The sequence below is a fragment of the Streptomyces sp. MB09-01 genome (assembly GCF_033794505.1).
In the GTDB taxonomy this organism is placed as follows: domain Bacteria; phylum Actinomycetota; class Actinomycetes; order Streptomycetales; family Streptomycetaceae; genus Streptomyces.
Genome location: NZ_JARAYQ010000166.1, coordinates 1 through 18,853, shown reverse-complemented (window position 1 = coordinate 18,853; position 18,853 = coordinate 1). Strand labels below are relative to the sequence as shown.

Here is an 18,853-nt window from a genome sequence, read left to right as displayed (position 1 = left end):
TCCCGGTCCTTCGCAGGGGCCCCCGCCCCCATGCCGCCCGCCGCGCTGGCACCCGCGGCTCCCGCGGCTCCCGCGGCTCCGGGCGGGGGCGCGCCGCCGCCCCCGCCGGAAGCGGTGGCCGGCCCGCCGCAGCCGAGCGGGGCCGAACTCGACTACGCCGCCCTCACGCTGTGCGGTCCCGACGAACAGGGCGGCCGCCGGGGCCGGCTGTTCCCCGGCGCTCCCTCCGATCCGGTGGCGGCCGAGTGCCGCCGCCGTGCCGAAGCGGTGGCCGCGCTGCCGCTGCCCGGACAGGCCGTGCGGCCCCGCGAGTCGGCGGGCTCCTTCGACCACCGCTTCGACGCCGCCGCCCGCGCCGATGTCCCGTCGGACGGCACCTGGCACACCGTCACCGTCGCAGAGGTCCCGGTCGGCCTGCGCACCGAGTACCTCTGCGTGCCCTCCGTCGAGCAGACCGTGTACGCCACGCTGGTGCTCTCGAACGCCACCGACCAGGCGCTGCTGGCCGGCCCGGTGGAGGTGGTCGTCGACGACGAGTTCCTGCTGACCGCCGCGCTGCCCACGCTCGCCCCCGGCGGTGTCCGCCGGGTCGGGCTGGGGCGCGCCGAGGGCATCCGGGTCACCCGCCGCACGAACGTGCACGAGTCGACCGCGGGCCTGCGCAACAACACCACCGTGCTCGACCACCGCGTGCACGTGGAGCTGGCCAACGGACTGGCCAGGCCCGTCACCGTCGAAGTCCGCGAGCGGGTTCCGGTCACCTCCGATCCCGACGTCCGCATCGAGGAACGGGCCGACTGGACGGCGCCCGAGGAGGGCAAGGGGCCCGAACAGCATGCCCCGGGCACCCGCCTCTGGCGGCTGGAGCTGCCCGCAGGCGCCACCGCCGCCCTGGGCGGCGGCTACGAGATCCGCATCCCGACCGGTAAGGCCCTGGTCGGCGGCAACCGCAGGAGCTGACGCACCCCATGTCCACGGCCCCGAAGCCGATCCCCCTCCCCGTCACCGCCGTCACCTGTCTCGAGGACCGCGCCCATGTCGAGCGCACCGTCGTGCTCGACCTGGAGGCCGGCGTCCAGCGGCTGCGGCTCGGGCCGGTCAGTGCGCTGGCCGTCGACCGGACCCTCCATGCCGAGCTGACCGCCGACGACCCGGCCACCGTGCTCGACGTGCGGATCGTCCGCAGCTGGAAGCCGCGCGGGCCGCTGCCCTCCGCCGACGCGGACTCCGCACTGCGCCTGCGCGAACACGCCCTGGAAGAGGAACAGACAGCGCTGGAGCAGCGGCGCGACCGGCTGTGCGCCCGCCTCGACCTGCTCGGCCGCCTCGCCGCGGATCTGCTGCGGGACATCGGTGAGGGCGCCGGCTCGGGGGAGGCCGAACGGCCGCGCTGGACCCGCGAACTGGACCGGCTGGACGCGGAGCGCGACACGTACGGTGAGCAACTGCGCACCCTGGAGGTCCGGCTGGCCGAGCTCGGCACCGAACTCGGCGCGGTCCGGCGGGCCATGGACCTCTCCGAGGAGGAGCCCGCCGAGCTGGTCGGCCACGTGGAGCTGACGGTGGAGGCCGCGGTCGCCGGGCCGGTCGGGCTGCGCCTGAGCCACCTCACCCCGTGCGCGCTGTGGCGGCCCGCCTACCGGGCCGTGCTCGACGGGGACGCCCTGACCCTGGAGACCGACGCGGTGGTCTGGCAGCGCACCGGCGAGGACTGGTCGGACGTACGGCTGACCCTGTCGACCGCGCGCTCGGCGCTGGCCACCGACCCGCCCCGGCTGGGCGAGGACCGGCTGACGCTCAAGGACCGCTCCGCGGCGGAGCGCCGCACGGTCGACGTGGAGCTGCGCGAGGAGGAGATCGGGTCGCTCGGCCCGGCCCCGGTGCTCGGCCTGCCCGGCGTGGACGACGGCGGCGAGGCGCGCGTGCTGCACTCCCCCGCGCCGGTGTCCGTGCCCGCGGACGGCCGCGCCCACCGGGTGCCGCTCTCCGTGTTCACCGCGGACGCGAGCAGCGAGTACGCCTGCTCTCCGGAGGTGTCGCCGCTGGTCACCCAGGTGGTGAGGTGCGACAACCTGTCCGGCCACGCGCTGCTCGCCGGGCCGGTGGACCTGGTCCGCGGCAGCGGATTCAGTGGCCGCGGCACGCTGGACTTCACCGCTCCCGGAGCCCCCGTCGAGCTCGCCTTCGGCAGTTGCGACGACCACGGGGTGGTCCGGCGGGCCGAGGAGTCCCGGGAGTCCGCCGGGATCATGCAGCGGACCGTGGTCACCCGCACGGTCCGGCTGCACCTGTCCCGGTTCTCCGCCCCCGGGGAGCGCGGTCACCGGGTGGTCGTGCTCCGGGAGCGGATCCCGGTCTCCGAGGTCTCGGCGGTGGAGGTACGCCTGCGCAAGGACGCCTGCTCCCCGCCGCCCGAGGTGGTCGACGCCGACGGGATCGCCCGCTGGGACGTCGCCCTCCCGCCCGGCGGCCGGCGCACGGTCACGCTGGTCTACGAGCTGTCGGCGAGCTCCAAGGTCGCCGGCCTCTGAGCCCGCCGCGCTCCCGGCCCGCCGGAGTCCGAGCCCGCCGCGCTCCGGGCACTCACCCGGGCGGCGGGCCTGAGGCGCAGGAGGGGCACAGCCCCCGGTAGGTGACCTCGGCCTCGGACACCGTGAAGCCGAAGCGTTCCTCCACGGGGAGGCCGGCCAGGAGATCGCCGGTCGGGTGGACGTCGCGGATGAGGCCGCAGCCGGAGCACACCAGGTGCTGGTGGGGCTGGTGCGCGTTGGGGTCGTAGCGCTTGGCGCGGCCGTGCGCGGAGACCTCCACGACCTCACCGAGCGAGACGAGTTCGCCCAGGGTGTTGTAGACGGTGGCCCGGGAGATCTCGGGCAGCCGCTCGGCCGCGCGGGCGTGCACCTCGTCCGCCGTGAGGTGCACGTGCTCGCCGTCGAGGACCTCCGCGACGACACGCCTCTGCGACGTCATGCGCCAGCCGTGTCCTCGGAGCCGCTCCATCAGGTCACTCATGCCGGTTCGCCTCTCCCTTGCACTCCGGGCCGGGAAACAATTCCCATTCCCCTGCCGCTTCCGTCACCCTCTGCGTGTTCTCGCGGCCGCGCGGTCCGCGGTGCGCGACCATACGGACGCCGATACTGGCTCGATTATCGGCGTCGTTCGTGAACAGAGGGAAACACCGAGACAGGAAGAAGGGCTGACGTGTCCGGCAGCGAAAGCGAGAACCCAGTCATCCCCGCCCCGGCCCCCGCGCCGACTCGCCCCCGGACGAACCGGGACTGGTGGCCGAATCAGCTGGACCTTCAGGTTCTCCACCAGAACTCGCCCCAATCCAATCCGATGGGTGAGGACTTCGACTACGCGGAAGAGTTCGCTTCCCTGGACCTCGACGCGCTGAAGCAGGACGTCTTCGAGGTGATGACGAACTCGCAGGACTGGTGGCCCGCCGACTACGGCCACTACGGGCCGCTCTTCATCCGGATGAGCTGGCACGCCGCGGGCACGTACCGCATCGAGGACGGCCGGGGCGGTGGCGGCTCCGGCGCCCAGCGCTTCGCCCCCCTCAACAGCTGGCCGGACAACGCGAGCCTCGACAAGGCCCGTCGTTTGCTCTGGCCGGTCAAGCAGAAGTACGGCCGGAAGATCTCATGGGCCGATCTTCTGGTTTTCGCCGGTAACTGTGCGATGGAATCGATGGGATTCAAGACGTTCGGATTCGGATTCGGACGAGAGGACATCTGGGAGCCCGAGGAAGTCTTCTGGGGGCCCGAGGACACGTGGCTCGGAGACGAGCGCTACAGCGGCGACCGGGAACTCACCGGGCCTTTCGGCGCCGTGCAGATGGGGCTGATCTACGTCAATCCGGAGGGGCCCAACGGCAACCCGGATCCGATCGCCGCCGCCAGGGACATCCGCGAGACGTTCGCGCGCATGGCGATGAACGACGAGGAGACGGTCGCGCTCATCGTCGGCGGCCACACGTTCGGCAAGTGCCACGGCGCGGTCGGGCCCGAGTACATCGGTCCGGAGCCCGAGGCCTGCCCGATCGAGCAGCAGGGCCTCGGGTGGAAGAACTCGTACGGCAGCGGCAGCGGCGTCGACTCGCTCACCAGTGGGCTCGAGGGCGCGTGGACCTCCGAGCCGACGAAGTGGGACAACGGCTACCTGGACAACCTGTTCCGCTACGACTGGGAGCTGACGACGAGCCCGGCCGGCGCGCAGCAGTGGACCCCCAAGGATCCCGCGGCCCAGGGCACGGTGCCCGATGCCCACGATCCGTCGAAGCGGCACGCTCCCATGATGCTGACGACGGACCTCTCGCTGAAGATGGATCCGGTCTACGCGCCGATCTCGAAGGCCTTCCACGAGAACCCGGACCGGCTCGCGGACGCCTTCGCCAAGGCCTGGTACAAGCTGCTGCACCGCGACATGGGCCCCGTCTCGCGTTACCTCGGCCCGTGGGTCCCCGCGCCGCAGCTGTGGCAGGACCCCGTACCCGAGGTCGATCACCCGCTGGTCGGGGACGCGGAGATCGCCGATCTGAAGGCCCGGATCCTCGCCTCGGGACTGTCCGTCTCCCAGCTGGTCACCACCGCCTGGTCGGCGGCCGCGAGCTTCCGCGGCACCGACAAGCGGGGCGGGGCCAACGGGGCCCGGATCCGGCTCGCTCCGCAGAAGGACTGGGAGGTCAACGCCCTGCCCGAGGTGGCCGAGGTGCTCCAGGCCCTGGAGGGGATCCAGCGGGACTTCAACGGCTCGCAGGCAGGGGCGATGAAGGTGTCGCTGGCCGACCTGATCGTCCTGGGCGGGTGCGCGGCCGTCGAGCAGGCCGCGAAGACGGCCGGGCACGACGTCACGGTCCCGTTCGCACCGGGGCGCACGGACGCCTCGCAGGAGCAGACCGACGTGGACGCGTTCGCCGTGCTCGAACCCAAGGCGGACGGGTTCCGCAACTACCTCCCGGCGGGGGAGAAGCTGTCGCCGGAGACCCTGCTGCTGGACCGCGCCGTCATGCTCACGCTGACTGCACCGGAGATGACGGTGCTGGTCGGCGGCATGCGGGCGCTGAACACCGGCTTCGGGGGGTCCTCCCACGGCGTGTTCACCCAGCGGCCGGGGACGCTGACCAACGACTTCTTCGTCAACCTGCTCGACATGGGTACGGAGTGGAAGGCGTCGGCCACGGCGGAGAACGTGTTCGAGGGCCAGGACGTCGCCACGGGCAAGGCCAAGTGGACCGCCACCGCCGTCGACCTCGTGTTCGGTTCGCACTCCCAGCTGAGGGCGCTCTCGGAGGTCTACGCGTCCAAGGACGCGGGAGAGAAGTTCGTACGCGATTTCGTGGCGGCCTGGGACAAGGTGATGAACCTCGACCGGTTCGACCTCGCCTGAGCCCGGGGTCCCGGCCGGCCCCTCACCGGCCGGCCGGTACCCGGGGATCCGGCCGGGTGCGGGCCCCGGCGCCGGGGCCTACGCTCGGCGCATGGCACTGGAGTGGGAGCAGCTCGTCGTCGACGCCGCGAACCCGGCGGCCCTGGGGCACTGGTGGGCGCAGGCCCTGGGATGGGTCGTCGTGAACGACGACCCGGACGAGTACGAGATCCGCCCGGCCCCCGAACGGCTGCCGGGGGTGCTCTTCGTGCCGGTGCCGGACGCCAGGACGGTGAAGAACCGCCTCCACCTCGACTTCCGCCCGGACGACCAGGAGGCGGAGGTACGCCGCCTCCTGGCGCACGGCGCGCGCCCGGCCGACGTCGGGCAGGGCCCCGAGGTGACGTGGGTCGTGCTCGCCGATCCGGAGGGCAACGAGTTCTGCGTCCTGGCCCCGCGCCGCACCTGACCCGGCGGCCGCCCCGCCCGACGGTTCAGCGCCCGAGGCCCCGGAGGCGGGCGAGGAGGGACCGGCGCTTACGGCCCTCCCGGTCGCCCGGCGGTGCCGACGCCGGGGAGCCCGCCTGGCGTGCTTCCATCGCGGCGGTCAGCTCCGCGCGGCGTCGCTCGTCGTCGTCCGGGACCCGTGCGTCGAACTCGGCCACCGCCGTCAGCATCTTCGCGGCCAGGTCGAGGAAGGTGGGATCCAGCCAGGGGCACGCCTGTACGAGGCGGCACAGCGAGGCGAGGATCGTCGCGTCGCGCTGCCGCCAGGCCTCGCCCACCCCCATCATCCGGTCCGCGAGCTGCTGCCCGACGTCCTCGCGGACGGCGGGGTCGACCCAGGCGGTGGCGAGCAGCGCGAAACCCGCGGCCTCGTTGGTCCAGTCCTCGGGGCCGAAGAGCAGGTCGAGCAGCAGGGCCCTGCGCCGGGAGCCCTCCCAGGGCTCGTCCGCGCGGTGGTGGGCCAGGCCCAGGCACGCGAAGGTCTGCACGGCGCGGACCCACATCTCGGGCTGCCGGCCCAGCAGGTACTCGCCCTGGTCGCCCTCGCGCGGCAGCGGCGGGTGCACGCAGACGGCCAGCAGGTCCTCGGCGCTCAGGTCGGCGAGACGTACGGCGTGGTCGTACGCGGCCCCCGGCGCGGCCCAGCTCAACGCGGCGATCTGGCGCACGCGTTCGGCCGCCTCGGGCGTCGGCGGGGCGACGGCGGGCCGGGCGTCGAGTCCCTCGGGGCCGCCGAACTCCCACAGCCGGACGCCGACCGGGCGCTGCGGCTCCCGGGGGTCGGGAGCGGCCACTGCCTGGTAGGCGATCTGCGCCCGCGGGAAGCCCGTGGTGACGGCGAGCCGCGTGCTGGGGGCTTCCAGGTTCGAGATGAGCAGCTCGATCTCGTGGTCGCGGGCGGCGTCGGGCTCGGCGAGCATCTGGTGCAGCACGTCGACGCTCGCCTCGGAGGCGGGGTGCACGTGGCCGAGCCACGGCCGGTCCTGGCACAGCTCGTCCAGGAGCTGGGCGGCGTAGCCGTGTTCGGGGTGGGTGCGCAGGTGGTCGGCGAGGGCCAGCAGGTGCGCGGTGCCGCCGTCGACGGCGTGGCGCAGCGCGAACACGGCCGGGGCGGCCTTGGGGTGGTCCGGTTCTGCGGCGAGGGCGCGTTCGAGCCAGGCCAGTCCGGCGTCGGGGCGGCCGGTCCGCCCGTACAGCTCCGCGACGTCGACGTACAGGTCCCGGTCGGAGGGGTCGCGGGCGATCTCGGCTTCCCAGACGGCGAGGGCCTCGTCGGTCCGCCCGGCGGCGCGCAGCGCGGAGCCCAGCACGATGGCCTGCCAGTGGCCGCCTTCGGCCCGCTGGGCACGCTCGGCCCAGGCGACGGCGTCGGCCACGTCGCCGAAGCGGCGGGCCAGGGTGGAGGCCAGCGTGTTCAGCAGTACGTGCTGCGGGTGGGCGGCGACGCAGGCCCTGACCAGTGCGTAGAAGGGCTGGACCCCGTCGCGCAGCGGCGGCGGCAGGGGTTCGGGCAGGTAACGGGAGATCCGGGCGACGGACTGGGCCACGGCGGAGGGTGCGAGCCGGCCGGGCAGGGCCGGGTCGGCCAGCCAGGCGACCTCGGCCCAGGGGCGGGCGGGGTCGGCTCCGATCACGGAGGCGAGGACGCCGACGGCGGGCTCCCAGTCCCCGACGGCGGCGTGGAGCTGGGCGACGCAGGCCACCGCGCCGATGGTGGGCTCGTCGTCGGCGAACAGCCTCAGCGCGGCGGCGTGGCCACCGGCGGCCGCGAGGAGTTCGGCGAGCGCCTCGTAGGCGTCGGGGTGCCGGGGGTCGGCGGTGAGTGCGTTGCCGAGGTGCGTCGCCGCGTGCGGCAGGTCACCGCTGTCGATGGCGAGCCGCGCCACCGCCACTTCGCCTTCGGCTTCGAGCCGCTCGTCCACAGGTCCCACTCCCCCACGCCGGTCGTGGCTACGAAAGTAGCCCGTACGGGGGCGGGATCCCCCATCGGGTCCCGCCCGTTCCGGCACGTCCCGGGCCGGCGCCACCGGTGGTCGGACGGACCACGGGAAAGAAACGCGCGGGTCCGGGGACGTAGGCGCGGTAGGCGCCGGTGCGGATCGCGGTCGAGGTGGTCGCCGAGTTCCGGAGCGGCTTCGCGGAGGCGGCCGATGGCCTTGCGCACGGTCCGGGCCCGTTCGGAGGCGTCGCCGGCGCGCCGGTCGCGTCCGCCGGGCCCGACGGCCCGTGCGAGTTCGTCGACCGGTCAGCGGAATGGAACCGGAACGCTGCCGGGCCGTGCTCGACGAGCGCATGCCCGGGCAGCGTCGAGCAGGCGGTCAAGGACGCCGACACGTTCTTCGGGGTCGAGCTCCCCGCCCCGGCCGACTGGCGGTTCGGGCCCGGCAACGCAGCGGCGATCCGCCGGCCGGTGCTGTCCGTGCTGGGCAGCGGCACCCGGCCCCTGTGGGTCGAGGTCGCGGCGTTCCTCCGCTCGCACGTGCCCGGCATCGAGGAGTACGTCGTCGACGGGGTGGGCCACCTGCCCCACATCGAACGGCCCCGGCCGGTGGCCGAAGAGCCGGCCCGGTTCCTGGCCCGCCACCCGATCGCATCCTGACCGCGGGCCCCGGCGGCCAATGTGCCTGCCGGGCGCCGGAACCGGTCACTGGGGACCGGCTACTCCCAGTCGTCCCACGGCGGTTCCTCGTCCAGGTCGAAGGGCGGCTCTTCGTCGGCCGGGCCGACGGGGACCGGCCGGGCGGATGCGGCCTGCGGCGCGGCGGCGGCAGGCCCCGGCCCGGCGGCAGCAGCGGCAGGCCCGGCGGCGTTGCACTCCGCCAGGGTGTCCAGGACGCCCTGGGCGTATTTGGCGAGCTTGGCCTCGCCGACCCCGCCGATGGTGCCCAACTCCGCCTCGGTGGCGGGGAGTCGCGTCGCGATCTCGCGCAGCGTCGCGTCGTGGAAGACCACGTACGCCGGTACGCCCTGCTCGCGCGCCGTCGCGGCCCGCCAGGCGCGCAGCGCCAGGAAGAACGGCTCGGCCCCGGCCGGCAGGTCGACCGGCACGCGGGCGCCCTTCCCGGAGCGCGACCCGGACTCCTTCTTCGCCGGGCCGGCCGGCGCCTTCTCCTTGCGCATCGGAACGCTGCGGCGCCCGCCCAGCACCTCGCCGCTGTCGTCCGTCAGCACGAGCGTCCCGTAGTCGCCCTCCACCGCCAGCAGCCGCGCCGCCAGCAGCTGGCGCACGACCCCGCGCCACTCCGCGGTGCTCAGATCGGCTCCGATGCCGAACACCGAGAGCCCGTCGTGGTCGAACTGGATGACCTTGGCCGTCTTCTTGCCCTGCAGGATGTCGATGATCTGGCCGGCGCCGAACTTCTGGCGCCGTTCCCGCGCGAGCCGCCACACCGTGGACAGCAGTTTCTGCGCCGGGACCGTCCCGTCCCAGGACTCGGCCGGCGTCAGGCAGGTGTCGCAGTTGCCGCAGGGCTCGCCCGTCTGCCCGAAGTACTCCAGCAGCCGCGTCCGGCGGCAGTCGACCGTCTCGCAGAGCGCGAGCATGGCGTCCAGGTGCATGCCGAGGGAGCGGCGGTGCGCCTCGTCGCCCTCGGAGCCGTCGATGAGCTTGCGCTGCTGGACCACGTCCTGCAGGCCGTAGGCCAGCCAGGCCGTGGCCGGTTCCCCGTCGCGGCCGGCGCGGCCGGTCTCCTGGTAGTAGCCCTCGACCGATTTCGGCAGGTCCAGGTGTGCCACGAAGCGCACGTCCGGCTTGTCGATGCCCATGCCGAAGGCGATCGTGGCCACCACCACGACCCCGTCCTCCCGCAGGAAGCGCGCCTGGTTCGCCGCGCGCGTACGGGCGTCCATGCCGGCGTGGTAGGCCACGGCGTCGATGCCCTGCTCGGCCAGGAAGGCCGCGGTCTTCTCCACCGAGGCCCGCGAGAGGCAGTAGACGACTCCGGCGTCCCCCTCGTGCTCGGTCCGGATGAGGTCCAGCAGCTGCCGCTGCGGGTTGCTCTTCGGGACGATCCGGTACTGGATGTTCGGCCGGTCGAAGCTGGCGACGAAGTGCCGGGCGTCCTCCAGACCGAGCCGCGCCACGATCTCGGCGTGGGTGGCCTCGGTGGCCGTCGCGGTCAGCGCGATCCGCGGTACCTTCGGCCAGCGCTCGTGCAGCATGGACAGCGCGAGGTAGTCGGGCCGGAAGTCGTGACCCCACTGGGCGACGCAGTGCGCCTCGTCGATCGCGAAGAGCGACACCTTGCCCCGGTCGAGCAGCCGCTGGGTGCCCTCGGTGCGCAGCCGCTCGGGGGCCAGGTAGAGGAGGTCCAGCTCGTCGGCGAGGAAGGCCTGCTCGACGGCCTGCCGCTCGTACGGGTCCTGCGTGGAGTTGAGGAACCCGGCCCGCACCCCGAGGGCGGTGAGCGCGTTCACCTGGTCCTGCATGAGTGCGATGAGCGGCGAGATCACGACACCCGTGCCGTCTCTGACCAGCGCCGGAATCTGGTAGCAGAGCGATTTGCCGCCGCCGGTCGGCATCAGGACGAGGGCGTCACCGCCGCCGACGACCTGGTCGATGATCTCCTGCTGCTCGCCGCGGAAGGAGCTGTAACCGAAGACGCGGTGCAGCACCTGCAGAGCATCGGAGATTTCGTGGGTGGTGTCCGGAGCGGCCATTCGAGAAGCCTAGCGGCACCCGCCGACACCCCTGCCCCGCTCACCGGAACCTGTGGACGACCCGCGGCGCGTCCGGGCCGCTTGCTTCCCGACCGCCCGCCCGTGCCCGCCCCCGGCCGGGCGGGCACCGCAGGTGGCCGTCGGCGCCGGCGGCTCGGGCCGGCGCCGCCCTGGACCCCGCGGGCCTCTCCCACCGGGGCTGACGGCGGCTCCGGCGGCCCTCCGTCAGGGAGGCGTCAAGAGATCCCGTGCCTACGTATGGAGGCCGTCAAAGCGCATCAGCACCGTGATGAAGACGGGGTTATCTGGTCATCGGCCGGCTGGCCGATTCACATCACTCACTTCATCCAGGAGCTCACGATGGCCGATCTGGCCTTCGTCGTCACCACGGTCGCGGTCTTCGCGCTGGTGGCTCTCATCGCCCGAGGGGTGGCCAAGCTGTGACCGTCGAGAACATCGTCGGCCTCGCCGTGGCCGTCTCCCTGCTGGGTTACCTCGTCCTCGCCCTCGTGTACCCGGAGAGGTTCTGAGCACCGATATGAGCCCCGTAACCGCTGGTGTGCTCCAGTTGCTCGCCCTGATCGCCGCGCTCGGGCTGGCCTACCGTCCGCTCGGCGACCACATGGCCCGCGTCTACTCCTCCGAGAAGCACTCCACACCGGAGAAGTGGATCTACAAGGCCATCGGCGCCAACCCGTCGACCGAGATGCGCTGGCCCGCCTACCTGCGCGGCGTCCTCGCCTTCTCCGCGGTCGGCGTCCTCTTCCTGTACCTGATGCAGCGCCTGCAGGGCAGCCTGCCCGGCTCGCTCGGCTTCGCCTCGATCGACCCCGACCAGGCCTTCAACACCGCCGCCTCCTTCGTGGCCAACACGAACTGGCAGTCGTACGCCGGCGAGCAGGCCATGGGCCACGTCGTGCAGACCGCCGGCCTGGCGGTGCAGAACTTCGTTTCCGCGGCGGTCGGCATGGCCGTCGCCGTGGCCCTCGTACGGGGCTTCGCGCGCTCCCGCACCGGGGAGCTCGGCAACTTCTGGTCCGACCTGGTCCGCGGCACCGTCCGCATCCTGCTGCCGATCTCGGTGATCGGCGCGATCGTCCTGGTCGCCTGCGGCGCCATCCAGAACTTCGCCGGCATCCACGAGGTCGGCCAGTTCCTGAACGAGCACGGCACGGGCGGCACCCAGCAGTGGAACGGCGGCGCGGTCGCCTCGCAGGAGGTCATCAAGGAGCTGGGCACGAACGGCGGCGGTTACTTCAACGCCAACTCGGCCCACCCCTTCGAGAACCCCACCCCCTTCTCGAACCTCTTCGAGATATTCCTGATCCTGCTCATCCCGTTCGCGATGACCCGCACCTTCGGCAAGATGGTCGGCTCGGTCAAGCAGGGCTACGCGATCCTCGCGACGACGGGCGTCATCTGGATCGGCTTCACCGCACTGATGATGTGGACCGAATTCGCCCACCACGGCCCGGCCCTCGACGTCGCGGGCGGCGCCATGGAGGGCAAGGAGACCCGGTACGGCATCGCCGCCTCCTCGATCTTCTCCGTCGCTACCACGCTCACCTCGACCGGTGCGGTCAACTCCTTCCACTCCTCCTACACCGGGCTCGGCGGCGGCATCCAGCTGCTCGGCATGCAGCTCGGCGAGATCGCGCCCGGCGGCGTCGGTTCCGGCCTCTACGGCATGCTGATCATGGCGATCATCGCGGTGTTCATCGCCGGTCTGATGGTCGGCCGCACCCCCGAGTACCTGGGCAAGAAGATCGGCACCCGCGAGATCAAGCTCGCGGCCTGCTACCTCCTCATCACGCCCGCCCTGGTCCTGTGCTTCACCGCCGCGGCGATGGCCCTGCCCACCCCCGGCAACTCCATGACGAACTCCGGCGCACACGGCTTCTCGGAGATCCTCTACGCCTACACCTCCGGCGCCAACAACAACGGCTCCGCCTTCGCGGGCCTGAACGCCGACACGCAGTGGTTCAACAGCACCATCGGCATCGCCATGCTGCTCGGCCGCTTCCTGCCCATGGTCTTCGTCCTGGCACTGGCCGGCTCGCTCGCCGAGCAGAAGCCCGTCCCCGAGACCGCAGGCACCCTGCGCACCGACAAGCCGCTCTACACCGGCCTGCTGGTCGGCACGATCCTCATCATCACCGGTCTGACCTACTTCCCGGCCCTGGCGCTGGGTCCGCTCGCCGAAGGGCTCGCAGCATGAGCACCGTCACTCCCACAAGGGCTCCGCACCAGGAGGTGCCCAGCGGTCACGAGCCGGGCGCCGGGCGCGTCGGCGGGGGCCTGTTCGACCCCGAGCAGCTGCTGAAGTCCTTCCCGGACGCGGTGCGCAAGCTCGACCCCCGGGTCATGATCAAATCGCCCGTCATGTTCGTGGTCCTGGTCGGCTCGGTGGTCACCACCGTCCTGGCGGTCAAGGACCCGACGGACTGGTTCGGCTGGGCGATCACCGCCTGGCTGTGGCTGACCACGATCTTCGCCAACCTCGCGGAGGCCGTCGCCGAGGGCCGTGGCAAGGCGCAGGCCGACACCCTGCGCAAGGCCAAGACCGACTCCGTCGCCCGCCGCCTGACCCGGGACGGCAGGAGCGAGGAGCAGGTCCCCGGCACCGAGCTGAAGATCGGTGACCTGGTGGTCTGCGAGGCGGGCGACGTCATCCCCGGCGACGGTGACGTCGTCGAGGGTGTGGCCTCCGTCGACGAGTCCGCCATCACCGGCGAGTCCGCGCCCGTCATCCGCGAGTCCGGCGGCGACCGCTCCGCGGTCACCGGCGGCACGAAGGTCCTCTCCGACCGGATCCTCATCAAGATCACGACGAGGCCCGGCGAGACCTTCATCGACCGCATGATCGCCCTGGTCGAGGGCGCTGCGCGGCAGAAGACGCCCAACGAGATCGCGCTGAACATCCTGCTGGCGTCCCTCACCATCGTCTTCCTGCTGGCCGTCGTCACCCTCCAGCCCTTCGCGGTCTACGCGGGCGCCGAACAGTCGATGATCGTGCTGACGGCCCTGCTGGTCTGCCTGATCCCCACCACGATCGGCGCGCTGCTCTCCGCCATCGGCATCGCGGGCATGGACCGGCTCGTCCAGCGCAACGTCCTCGCGATGAGCGGTCGTGCGGTGGAAGCCGCCGGCGACGTGTCGACGCTGCTCCTCGACAAGACCGGCACCATCACCCTGGGCAACCGCCAGGCCGCCGCGTTCGTGCCCGTCAAGGGCACCACGGAAGCCGAGCTCGCCGACGCCGCCCAGCTCACCTCCCTCGCCGACGAGACCCCCGAGGGCCGCTCCGTCGTGGTCCTCGCGAAGGAGAAGTACGGTCTGCGCGAACGCCATCAGGGCGAGCTGTCGCACGCCGACTGGATCGCGTTCACCGCCCAGACCCGCATGTCGGGTGTGGACGTGGACGGCAGGAAGACCCGCAAGGGTGCGGCCGGTTCGGTCATCACCTGGGTCCAGGAGCAGGGCGGCCGGGTCTCCGACGACGCCGGCCTCCTCGCCGACAGGATCTCCGAGGCGGGCGGCACTCCGCTCCTGGTCGCCGTCGAGGACGAGGAGGGCGCCCGGGTCCTGGGTGTCATCCACCTGAAGGACGTCGTGAAGGAGGGCATGCGGGAGCGGTTCGACGAACTGCGCCGCATGGGCATCAGGACGGTCATGATCACGGGTGACAACCCGCTGACCGCGAAGGCCATCGCCCAGGAGGCGGGTGTCGACGACTTCCTCGCGGAAGCGACGCCCGAGGACAAGATGGCCCTCATCAAGCGGGAGCAGGCCGGCGGCAAGCTGGTCGCGATGACCGGTGACGGTACGAACGACGCCCCGGCGCTCGCCCAGGCCGACGTCGGTGTCGCGATGAACACGGGTACCTCGGCCGCCAAGGAGGCCGGGAACATGGTGGACCTGGACTCCGACCCGACCAAGCTCATCGAGATCGTCGAGATCGGCAAGCAGCTGCTGATCACGCGTGGCGCCCTGACCACGTTCTCCATCGCCAACGACGTCGCGAAGTACTTCGCGATCATCCCGGCCATGTTCTCAGTGGTCCACCCGGGCCTCGACAAGCTCAACGTCATGGGCCTGTCCTCGCCCGAGTCGGCGATCCTCTCCGCCGTCATCTTCAACGCGCTGATCATCATCGCGCTGGTCCCGCTGGCCCTGAAGGGCGTCCGGTACCGGCCCGCCAGCGCCGACAAGATGCTCCGCCGCAACCTCGGCCTCTACGGGGTGGGCGGTCTGATCGCCCCCTTCATCGGCATCAAGCTCATCGACCTGCTCATCTCCCTCATCCCCGGAATCGGCTGATCGGCTATGAACTCTTCCGTGTCCAGCACGGCACGACTGCTCGGGGCCGGGCTGCGCGCCCTCCTCGTCCTCACCGCGATCTGCGGGGTTGTGTACCCCCTCGCCGTCACCGGGGTCGCCCAGGCCCTCTTCCACGACCAGGCCAACGGCTCCGAGATCAAGGACGAGAGCGGCCAGGTCGTGGGCTCCTCCCTCATAGGGCAGACCTACCACCTGCCGAAGAACGACCCGGACGACGCCGAAGAGGCCGCGAAGCCGGACCTCAAGTGGTTCCAGCCGCGCCCCTCCGACGGACTGGGCAGCAACAGCGTCAACACCCGGTACGCGCTGATCCTCTCCGGAGCCACCAACCGGTCCGCCGACAACGGCGCCGTGGGCGGCCGGTGCACCGAGGACGCCGAGGGAGGCACCCTCTGCGCCCAGGTCGTCGCCGCCAAGGAAGCCGTCATCACCGACAACTCCACCGCCTCCTACCGGGTCGGACCCGAGGACGTGCCGGCCGACGCCGTCACCTCCTCCGGCTCCGGCCTCGACCCGGACATCTCCCCCGCGTACGCCGGGATCCAGGTCCACCGGGTCGCCGAGCGGAACCATCTCGACGTCGAGCGGGTCGAGAAGCTCGTCGCCGACCACACCCGGGGCCGCACCCTCGGCTTCATGGGCGAACCGCGCGTCAACGTCCTCGAACTCAACATCGCGCTCAAGGCACTGACCACGAGCTGATGCCCGACGCGCAGGACCCGAGGAGCGGCGGGGCGCGCGGCTCGCGGGTCCGTACGGCGATCCGCAACGAAGGAAGGCTGCATCCCGATGCGGTCTCACCATGGTCGTCACCCTCCCCGCCGCCCCCGAACCCGCCGCGGGGCGGCTCTGACCAACCGTCGCACCACGCGCCCCATTTTGACGGGACATGGTCAAGATGTCGTAGTCCTCGTACCAGCAGTGCGTCAAGGCGCACGGCCCGCGCCGTCGCCCGCCCTACCGTCGCCCCCATGGACGGACCCGCCGAGGACATCCACTGGGCCGGTGCGCGACGCTCCGCGATCTGCACGGCCGCGCTGTTCCTCGCGGCCCTGCTCGTGCTGGACGCGGGTGCCGGCGAGCTCGGCGTGCTCCGCGGCGCCCTCTGGACGGGTCTGGCCGCGCTGCTGTTCGTGATCCTGCTGCCGCCCCGGGTCTCCGTACGGGCCGGCCGGCTGAGCACCCGCGGACTGCTGGTCGGGCACAGTGTCCGTACCGACTCCCTGGCCTCCCTGCAGTGGTGCGACGGCGTGGCCCAGCGCCTCGTGCTCCGGGACACCGACGGACGCAGCGTCGAGTTCGATCCGGCCGTCCTGACCCGCAACCCGGCCATGTGGCGCCGGCTGGACGCCGACACCCGTGCCTCGGTCGAACGCGGCACGCTGCTGCTCGGCTCCTCCGCGCTGCGCGAGCTGGCCGAGCACATCGACCGGGAGACCGCCCGCACCGTCTTCAGGGTGTCCGGCCTGCGGTGACGGCCTCCGCCGGCCCCGCGAGCGGCCCCGCCGGCTCCTGTCAAGGTACGAACAGCCGGGGCTACGACCCCGTCCCTCCTCCGGGCACGGTGGAAATGACCGTCCTGCGCCAGTGCAGGACCGATACGCCACCCGGATCGGAGGCATCCGTGTCCCGTCGCGCAGGGGTCTTCGTGACCCGCCGCCCCCGACTCGTGCTCTTCGCCGCGCTCGTGTTCCTCGTCGTGTCCGGCGTTTTCGGCGCGGGGGCGACCGGCCGGCTGAAGACGCAGGGATACGACGACCCGCGCTCCGAGTCCAGCCGCGCCGCCCACCTGGCGGCCGAGGGCCAGGGGGCGTCCCCCAACCTCGTCGTCGTCGCACACGCACGCGGCGGGTCCGTGGACGACCCGGCGGCCCGGAGCGAGGGCCAGGCCCTGACCGGCCGCCTCGCCGCCCGCCCGCACGTCGGCGCCGTGACCTCGTACTGGACCGGCGGGGCGGCCGAGCTACGCAGCCGGGACGGCCGCGCGGCCATGCTGGTCGCGCACGTGGACGGCGAGGGGGAGCAGCTCGGCGCCCGGGTCAGGGAACTGGAACGGGAGCTGACCGCCCCGGCCCTTCCCGAGACGGCCCTGACCCTGCACGTGGGAGGGACGGCGCTCGTCGACGCCGAGCTCCAGGACCTCTCGGAATCCGACCTCAAGCGGGCCGAGGCCGTCGTCCTGCCGGGAACCCTGCTCCTGCTGGTCCTGGTGTTCGGCAGCGTGGTGGCCGCGGCCCTGCCGCTGCTGATCGGGGTCCTGGCCATTGCCGGGACACTGCTGGTCCTGAGCGTCCTCGGCTCCGTCACCGACGTGTCCGTGTTCGCGCTGAACCTCACCACCGCGCTCGGCCTGGGGCTGGGCATCGACTACGGGCTGCTGATCGTGTCGCGGTTCCGAGAGGAGCTGGCCGACGGGTACCGGCCGCGCAACGCCGCCATCCGGACCGTGCGCACGGCGGGCCACACGATCGTCTTCAGTGCCGCCACCGTCTCCGCCGCACTCGCGACGCTGCTGGTGTTCCCGCCGTACTTCCTGCGTTCCTTCGCCTACGCCGGTATCGCCGTGGTGGTGATCGCGGCGGTGAGCGCGCTGACCGTACTGCCGGCGCTGCTCGCACTGCTCGGCACGCGGGTGAACGCCTGGGCCGTCCCGTGGCGCCGCCGGGTCCAGAGCGGCTCGCGGTCCCGCCTCTGGGAGGGGCTGGCGCGGATCGTCGTACGCCGCCCGCTGGTCGCGGCGCTGCCGGTGATCGGCCTGCTGCTGTTGCTCGCGGCGCCGTTCGCGCACGCCGCTTTCGCCACTCCCGACGACCGGGCGCTGCCGGTGAGCGCGTCCAGCCGGCAGACCGGGGACCTGGTGCGCGGCTCCTTCGACATGAAGGGCTCCAGCGCTCTCACGGTCGTCGTCACGGGTACGGCGTCCCCGTCGGCGCGGGAGGACTACGCCCGCCGGCTGTCCGCGCTCCCGCAGGTCGCCCAGGTCACGGGTGCCGAGGGCAGCTTCCGGTCCGGCGGGAAGGCTGCGGTCGCCCGCTCCGCCCGCTCCGCCGGCTCCGCGGCCGGATCCGTCGGCGAAGGCCCGGCGCGGCTCTCCGTGGTGCCGCTCGCCGACCCCCAGTCGCACGCGGCCCAGCAGCTCGTGCGCGACATCCGCAGCGCTCCCGCCCCGGCGGGGGCCGAGGTCCTCGTCGGCGGGCCCAGCGCGGTCCTGGTCGACGCCAAGGCCACCGTGGGAGACCGGATCCCGCTGGCGCTCTCCCTGATCACCCTCACCACCTTCGCCCTGCTGTTCGCGTTCACCCGCAGCCTGCTCCTGCCCCTCAAGGCCATCGCGCTGAACGCCCTGGGCCTCGCGGCCGTCCTCGGGACCATGGTGTGGATCTTCCAGTCGGGCCATCTGCACCACTTGCTCGGCTTCACGCCGGGCCCGCTCAGCACGACCATGCCGGTGCTGCTGTTCTGCATCGTCTTCGGGCTCTCGGTGGACTACGAGGTGTTCGTCCTGGCCCGCATCAAGGAGGCGCACGACGCCGGGCAGGACAATTCCGCGTCGATCGTCTCGGGCATCGCCCGCACGGGCGGCATCGTCACCACCGCCGGCGCCCTGCTCGCCTTCACCCTCCTGAGTTTCGGCACCTCCCAGGTCTCCCTCCTGCAGTTCTTCGGGATCGGCGCGGGCCTCGGCGTCCTCCTCGACGCCACGCTCGTCCGCGGAGTCCTCGTACCGGCGCTCATGCGCCTGGCGGGCGGCCTCAACTGGTGGGCGCCGAAGCTGCCGCGGCGCAGGGCGGCGCGCCCGGCGTCCCGTCCGCCCCCGCTCCGGAGGTGCCCGCCGGGCCGGTGCCCCCCACAGGGCCGGACCGCGGTCCGTACCCCCGTCCGCCCCCACGACCACGCCCGCGCACCCGCGCGCCGCTGACCGGCAGGGCGCAGGCCTCATCCCCGTACCTCTCCCCCGTCCCGTACACCCCGTCCC

At 72.6% G+C, this 18,853-nt stretch carries 15 protein-coding genes; 12 read left to right on the top strand and 3 right to left on the bottom strand.

Annotated features, from left to right (window positions below):
• Positions 1 to 960, top strand: a 960-nt coding sequence (locus tag PV721_RS28890) for a DUF4139 domain-containing protein (protein WP_319729177.1), incomplete at its 5' end; no start/stop codon positions are given.
• 8 nt (positions 961 to 968) lie between these two features.
• The gene (locus tag PV721_RS28885; protein ID WP_319729175.1) at positions 969 to 2,531 is read left to right on the top strand and encodes a DUF4139 domain-containing protein; all 1,563 of its coding nucleotides are present in this window, start codon (positions 969 to 971) and stop codon (positions 2,529 to 2,531) included.
• A 52-nt stretch (positions 2,532 to 2,583) separates the two neighbouring features.
• Here the strand turns inward: PV721_RS28885 and PV721_RS28880 are convergent, their stop codons facing one another.
• Positions 2,584 to 3,012, bottom strand: coding sequence for a transcriptional repressor (locus PV721_RS28880; protein ID WP_319729173.1), 429 nt, complete (start codon positions 3,010 to 3,012; stop codon positions 2,584 to 2,586).
• A gap of 189 nt (positions 3,013 to 3,201) precedes the next feature.
• Between PV721_RS28880 and katG the strand changes: the two genes are divergently transcribed.
• Positions 3,202 to 5,391 carry a catalase/peroxidase HPI gene (gene katG, locus PV721_RS28875; protein WP_319729171.1) on the top strand — a complete coding sequence of 730 codons (2,190 nt, stop codon included), beginning with the start codon at positions 3,202 to 3,204 and terminating at the stop codon, positions 5,389 to 5,391.
• A 91-nt stretch (positions 5,392 to 5,482) separates the two neighbouring features.
• The gene (locus tag PV721_RS28870; RefSeq protein ID WP_319729169.1) at positions 5,483 to 5,839 is read left to right on the top strand and encodes a VOC family protein; all 357 of its coding nucleotides are present in this window, start codon (positions 5,483 to 5,485) and stop codon (positions 5,837 to 5,839) included.
• A gap of 25 nt (positions 5,840 to 5,864) precedes the next feature.
• On the opposite strand, the gene PV721_RS28865 is transcribed toward PV721_RS28870, so the two are convergent.
• Positions 5,865 to 7,799, bottom strand: coding sequence for a tetratricopeptide repeat protein (locus PV721_RS28865; protein ID WP_319729167.1), 1,935 nt, complete (start codon positions 7,797 to 7,799; stop codon positions 5,865 to 5,867).
• Positions 7,800 to 7,969: 170 nt separating this feature from the next.
• Here PV721_RS28865 and PV721_RS28860 point away from each other — a divergent pair, with 170 nt between their 5' ends.
• Entirely contained in the window at positions 7,970 to 8,476 is a 507-nt protein-coding gene (locus PV721_RS28860; RefSeq protein ID WP_319729165.1) for a hypothetical protein, read from the top strand.
• Positions 8,477 to 8,535: 59 nt separating this feature from the next.
• Here PV721_RS28860 and recQ read toward each other — a convergent pair whose 3' ends face one another.
• Complete coding sequence (recQ, locus tag PV721_RS28855) at positions 8,536 to 10,536, bottom strand: DNA helicase RecQ (RefSeq protein WP_319729163.1); 2,001 nt, start codon at positions 10,534 to 10,536, stop codon at positions 8,536 to 8,538.
• 258 nt (positions 10,537 to 10,794) lie between these two features.
• Here recQ and PV721_RS28850 point away from each other — a divergent pair, with 258 nt between their 5' ends.
• The 7 genes from PV721_RS28850 to PV721_RS28820 all read left to right on the top strand — a co-directional run bounded on the left by PV721_RS28850 (position 10,795) and on the right by PV721_RS28820 (position 18,796).
• The gene (locus PV721_RS28850) at positions 10,795 to 10,980 is read left to right on the top strand and encodes a hypothetical protein (protein ID WP_319729161.1); all 186 of its coding nucleotides are present in this window, start codon (positions 10,795 to 10,797) and stop codon (positions 10,978 to 10,980) included.
• On the top strand, positions 10,977 to 11,066 hold the full coding sequence (kdpF, locus tag PV721_RS28845; protein WP_037807443.1) for a K(+)-transporting ATPase subunit F: 90 nt from the start codon (positions 10,977 to 10,979) through the stop codon (positions 11,064 to 11,066). The genes PV721_RS28850 and kdpF overlap by 4 nt, the downstream gene beginning before the upstream one ends.
• An 8-nt stretch (positions 11,067 to 11,074) precedes the next feature.
• On the top strand, positions 11,075 to 12,754 hold the full coding sequence (kdpA, locus tag PV721_RS28840; RefSeq protein ID WP_319729157.1) for a potassium-transporting ATPase subunit KdpA: 1,680 nt from the start codon (positions 11,075 to 11,077) through the stop codon (positions 12,752 to 12,754).
• Entirely contained in the window at positions 12,751 to 14,856 is a 2,106-nt protein-coding gene (gene kdpB, locus PV721_RS28835; RefSeq protein WP_319729155.1) for a potassium-transporting ATPase subunit KdpB, read from the top strand. Before kdpA ends, kdpB begins: the two co-directional genes overlap by 4 nt.
• Positions 14,857 to 14,862: 6 nt before the next feature.
• Positions 14,863 to 15,579, top strand: a complete 717-nt coding sequence (locus PV721_RS28830; RefSeq protein ID WP_319729152.1) for a potassium-transporting ATPase subunit C — start codon at positions 14,863 to 14,865, stop codon at positions 15,577 to 15,579.
• A gap of 269 nt (positions 15,580 to 15,848) precedes the next feature.
• A complete protein-coding gene (locus tag PV721_RS28825; RefSeq protein WP_319729151.1) occupies positions 15,849 to 16,352 on the top strand; it encodes a hypothetical protein in 504 nt (167 codons plus the stop codon).
• Positions 16,353 to 16,501: 149 nt separating this feature from the next.
• A complete protein-coding gene (locus PV721_RS28820; RefSeq protein ID WP_319729150.1) occupies positions 16,502 to 18,796 on the top strand; it encodes an MMPL family transporter in 2,295 nt (764 codons plus the stop codon).
• The last annotated feature ends 57 nt before the right edge of the window (positions 18,797 to 18,853 follow it).

What these genes read in the sequence shown, in the direction of transcription:
- PV721_RS28885 (WP_319729175.1), top strand. Translation starts at nt 969, where the DNA reads ATGTCCACGGCCCCGAAGCCGATCCCCCTCCCCGTCACCGCCGTCACC.
- PV721_RS28880 (WP_319729173.1), bottom strand. Translation starts at nt 3,012, where the DNA reads ATGAGTGACCTGATGGAGCGGCTCCGAGGACACGGCTGGCGCATGACG.
- PV721_RS28870 (WP_319729169.1), top strand. Translation starts at nt 5,483, where the DNA reads ATGGCACTGGAGTGGGAGCAGCTCGTCGTCGACGCCGCGAACCCGGCG.
- recQ (WP_319729163.1), bottom strand. Translation starts at nt 10,536, where the DNA reads ATGGCCGCTCCGGACACCACCCACGAAATCTCCGATGCTCTGCAGGTG.
- PV721_RS28850 (WP_319729161.1), top strand. Translation starts at nt 10,795, where the DNA reads ATGGAGGCCGTCAAAGCGCATCAGCACCGTGATGAAGACGGGGTTATC.
- kdpA (WP_319729157.1), top strand. Translation starts at nt 11,075, where the DNA reads ATGAGCCCCGTAACCGCTGGTGTGCTCCAGTTGCTCGCCCTGATCGCC.
- kdpB (WP_319729155.1), top strand. Translation starts at nt 12,751, where the DNA reads ATGAGCACCGTCACTCCCACAAGGGCTCCGCACCAGGAGGTGCCCAGC.
- PV721_RS28830 (WP_319729152.1), top strand. Translation starts at nt 14,863, where the DNA reads ATGAACTCTTCCGTGTCCAGCACGGCACGACTGCTCGGGGCCGGGCTG.
- PV721_RS28825 (WP_319729151.1), top strand. Translation starts at nt 15,849, where the DNA reads ATGGACGGACCCGCCGAGGACATCCACTGGGCCGGTGCGCGACGCTCC.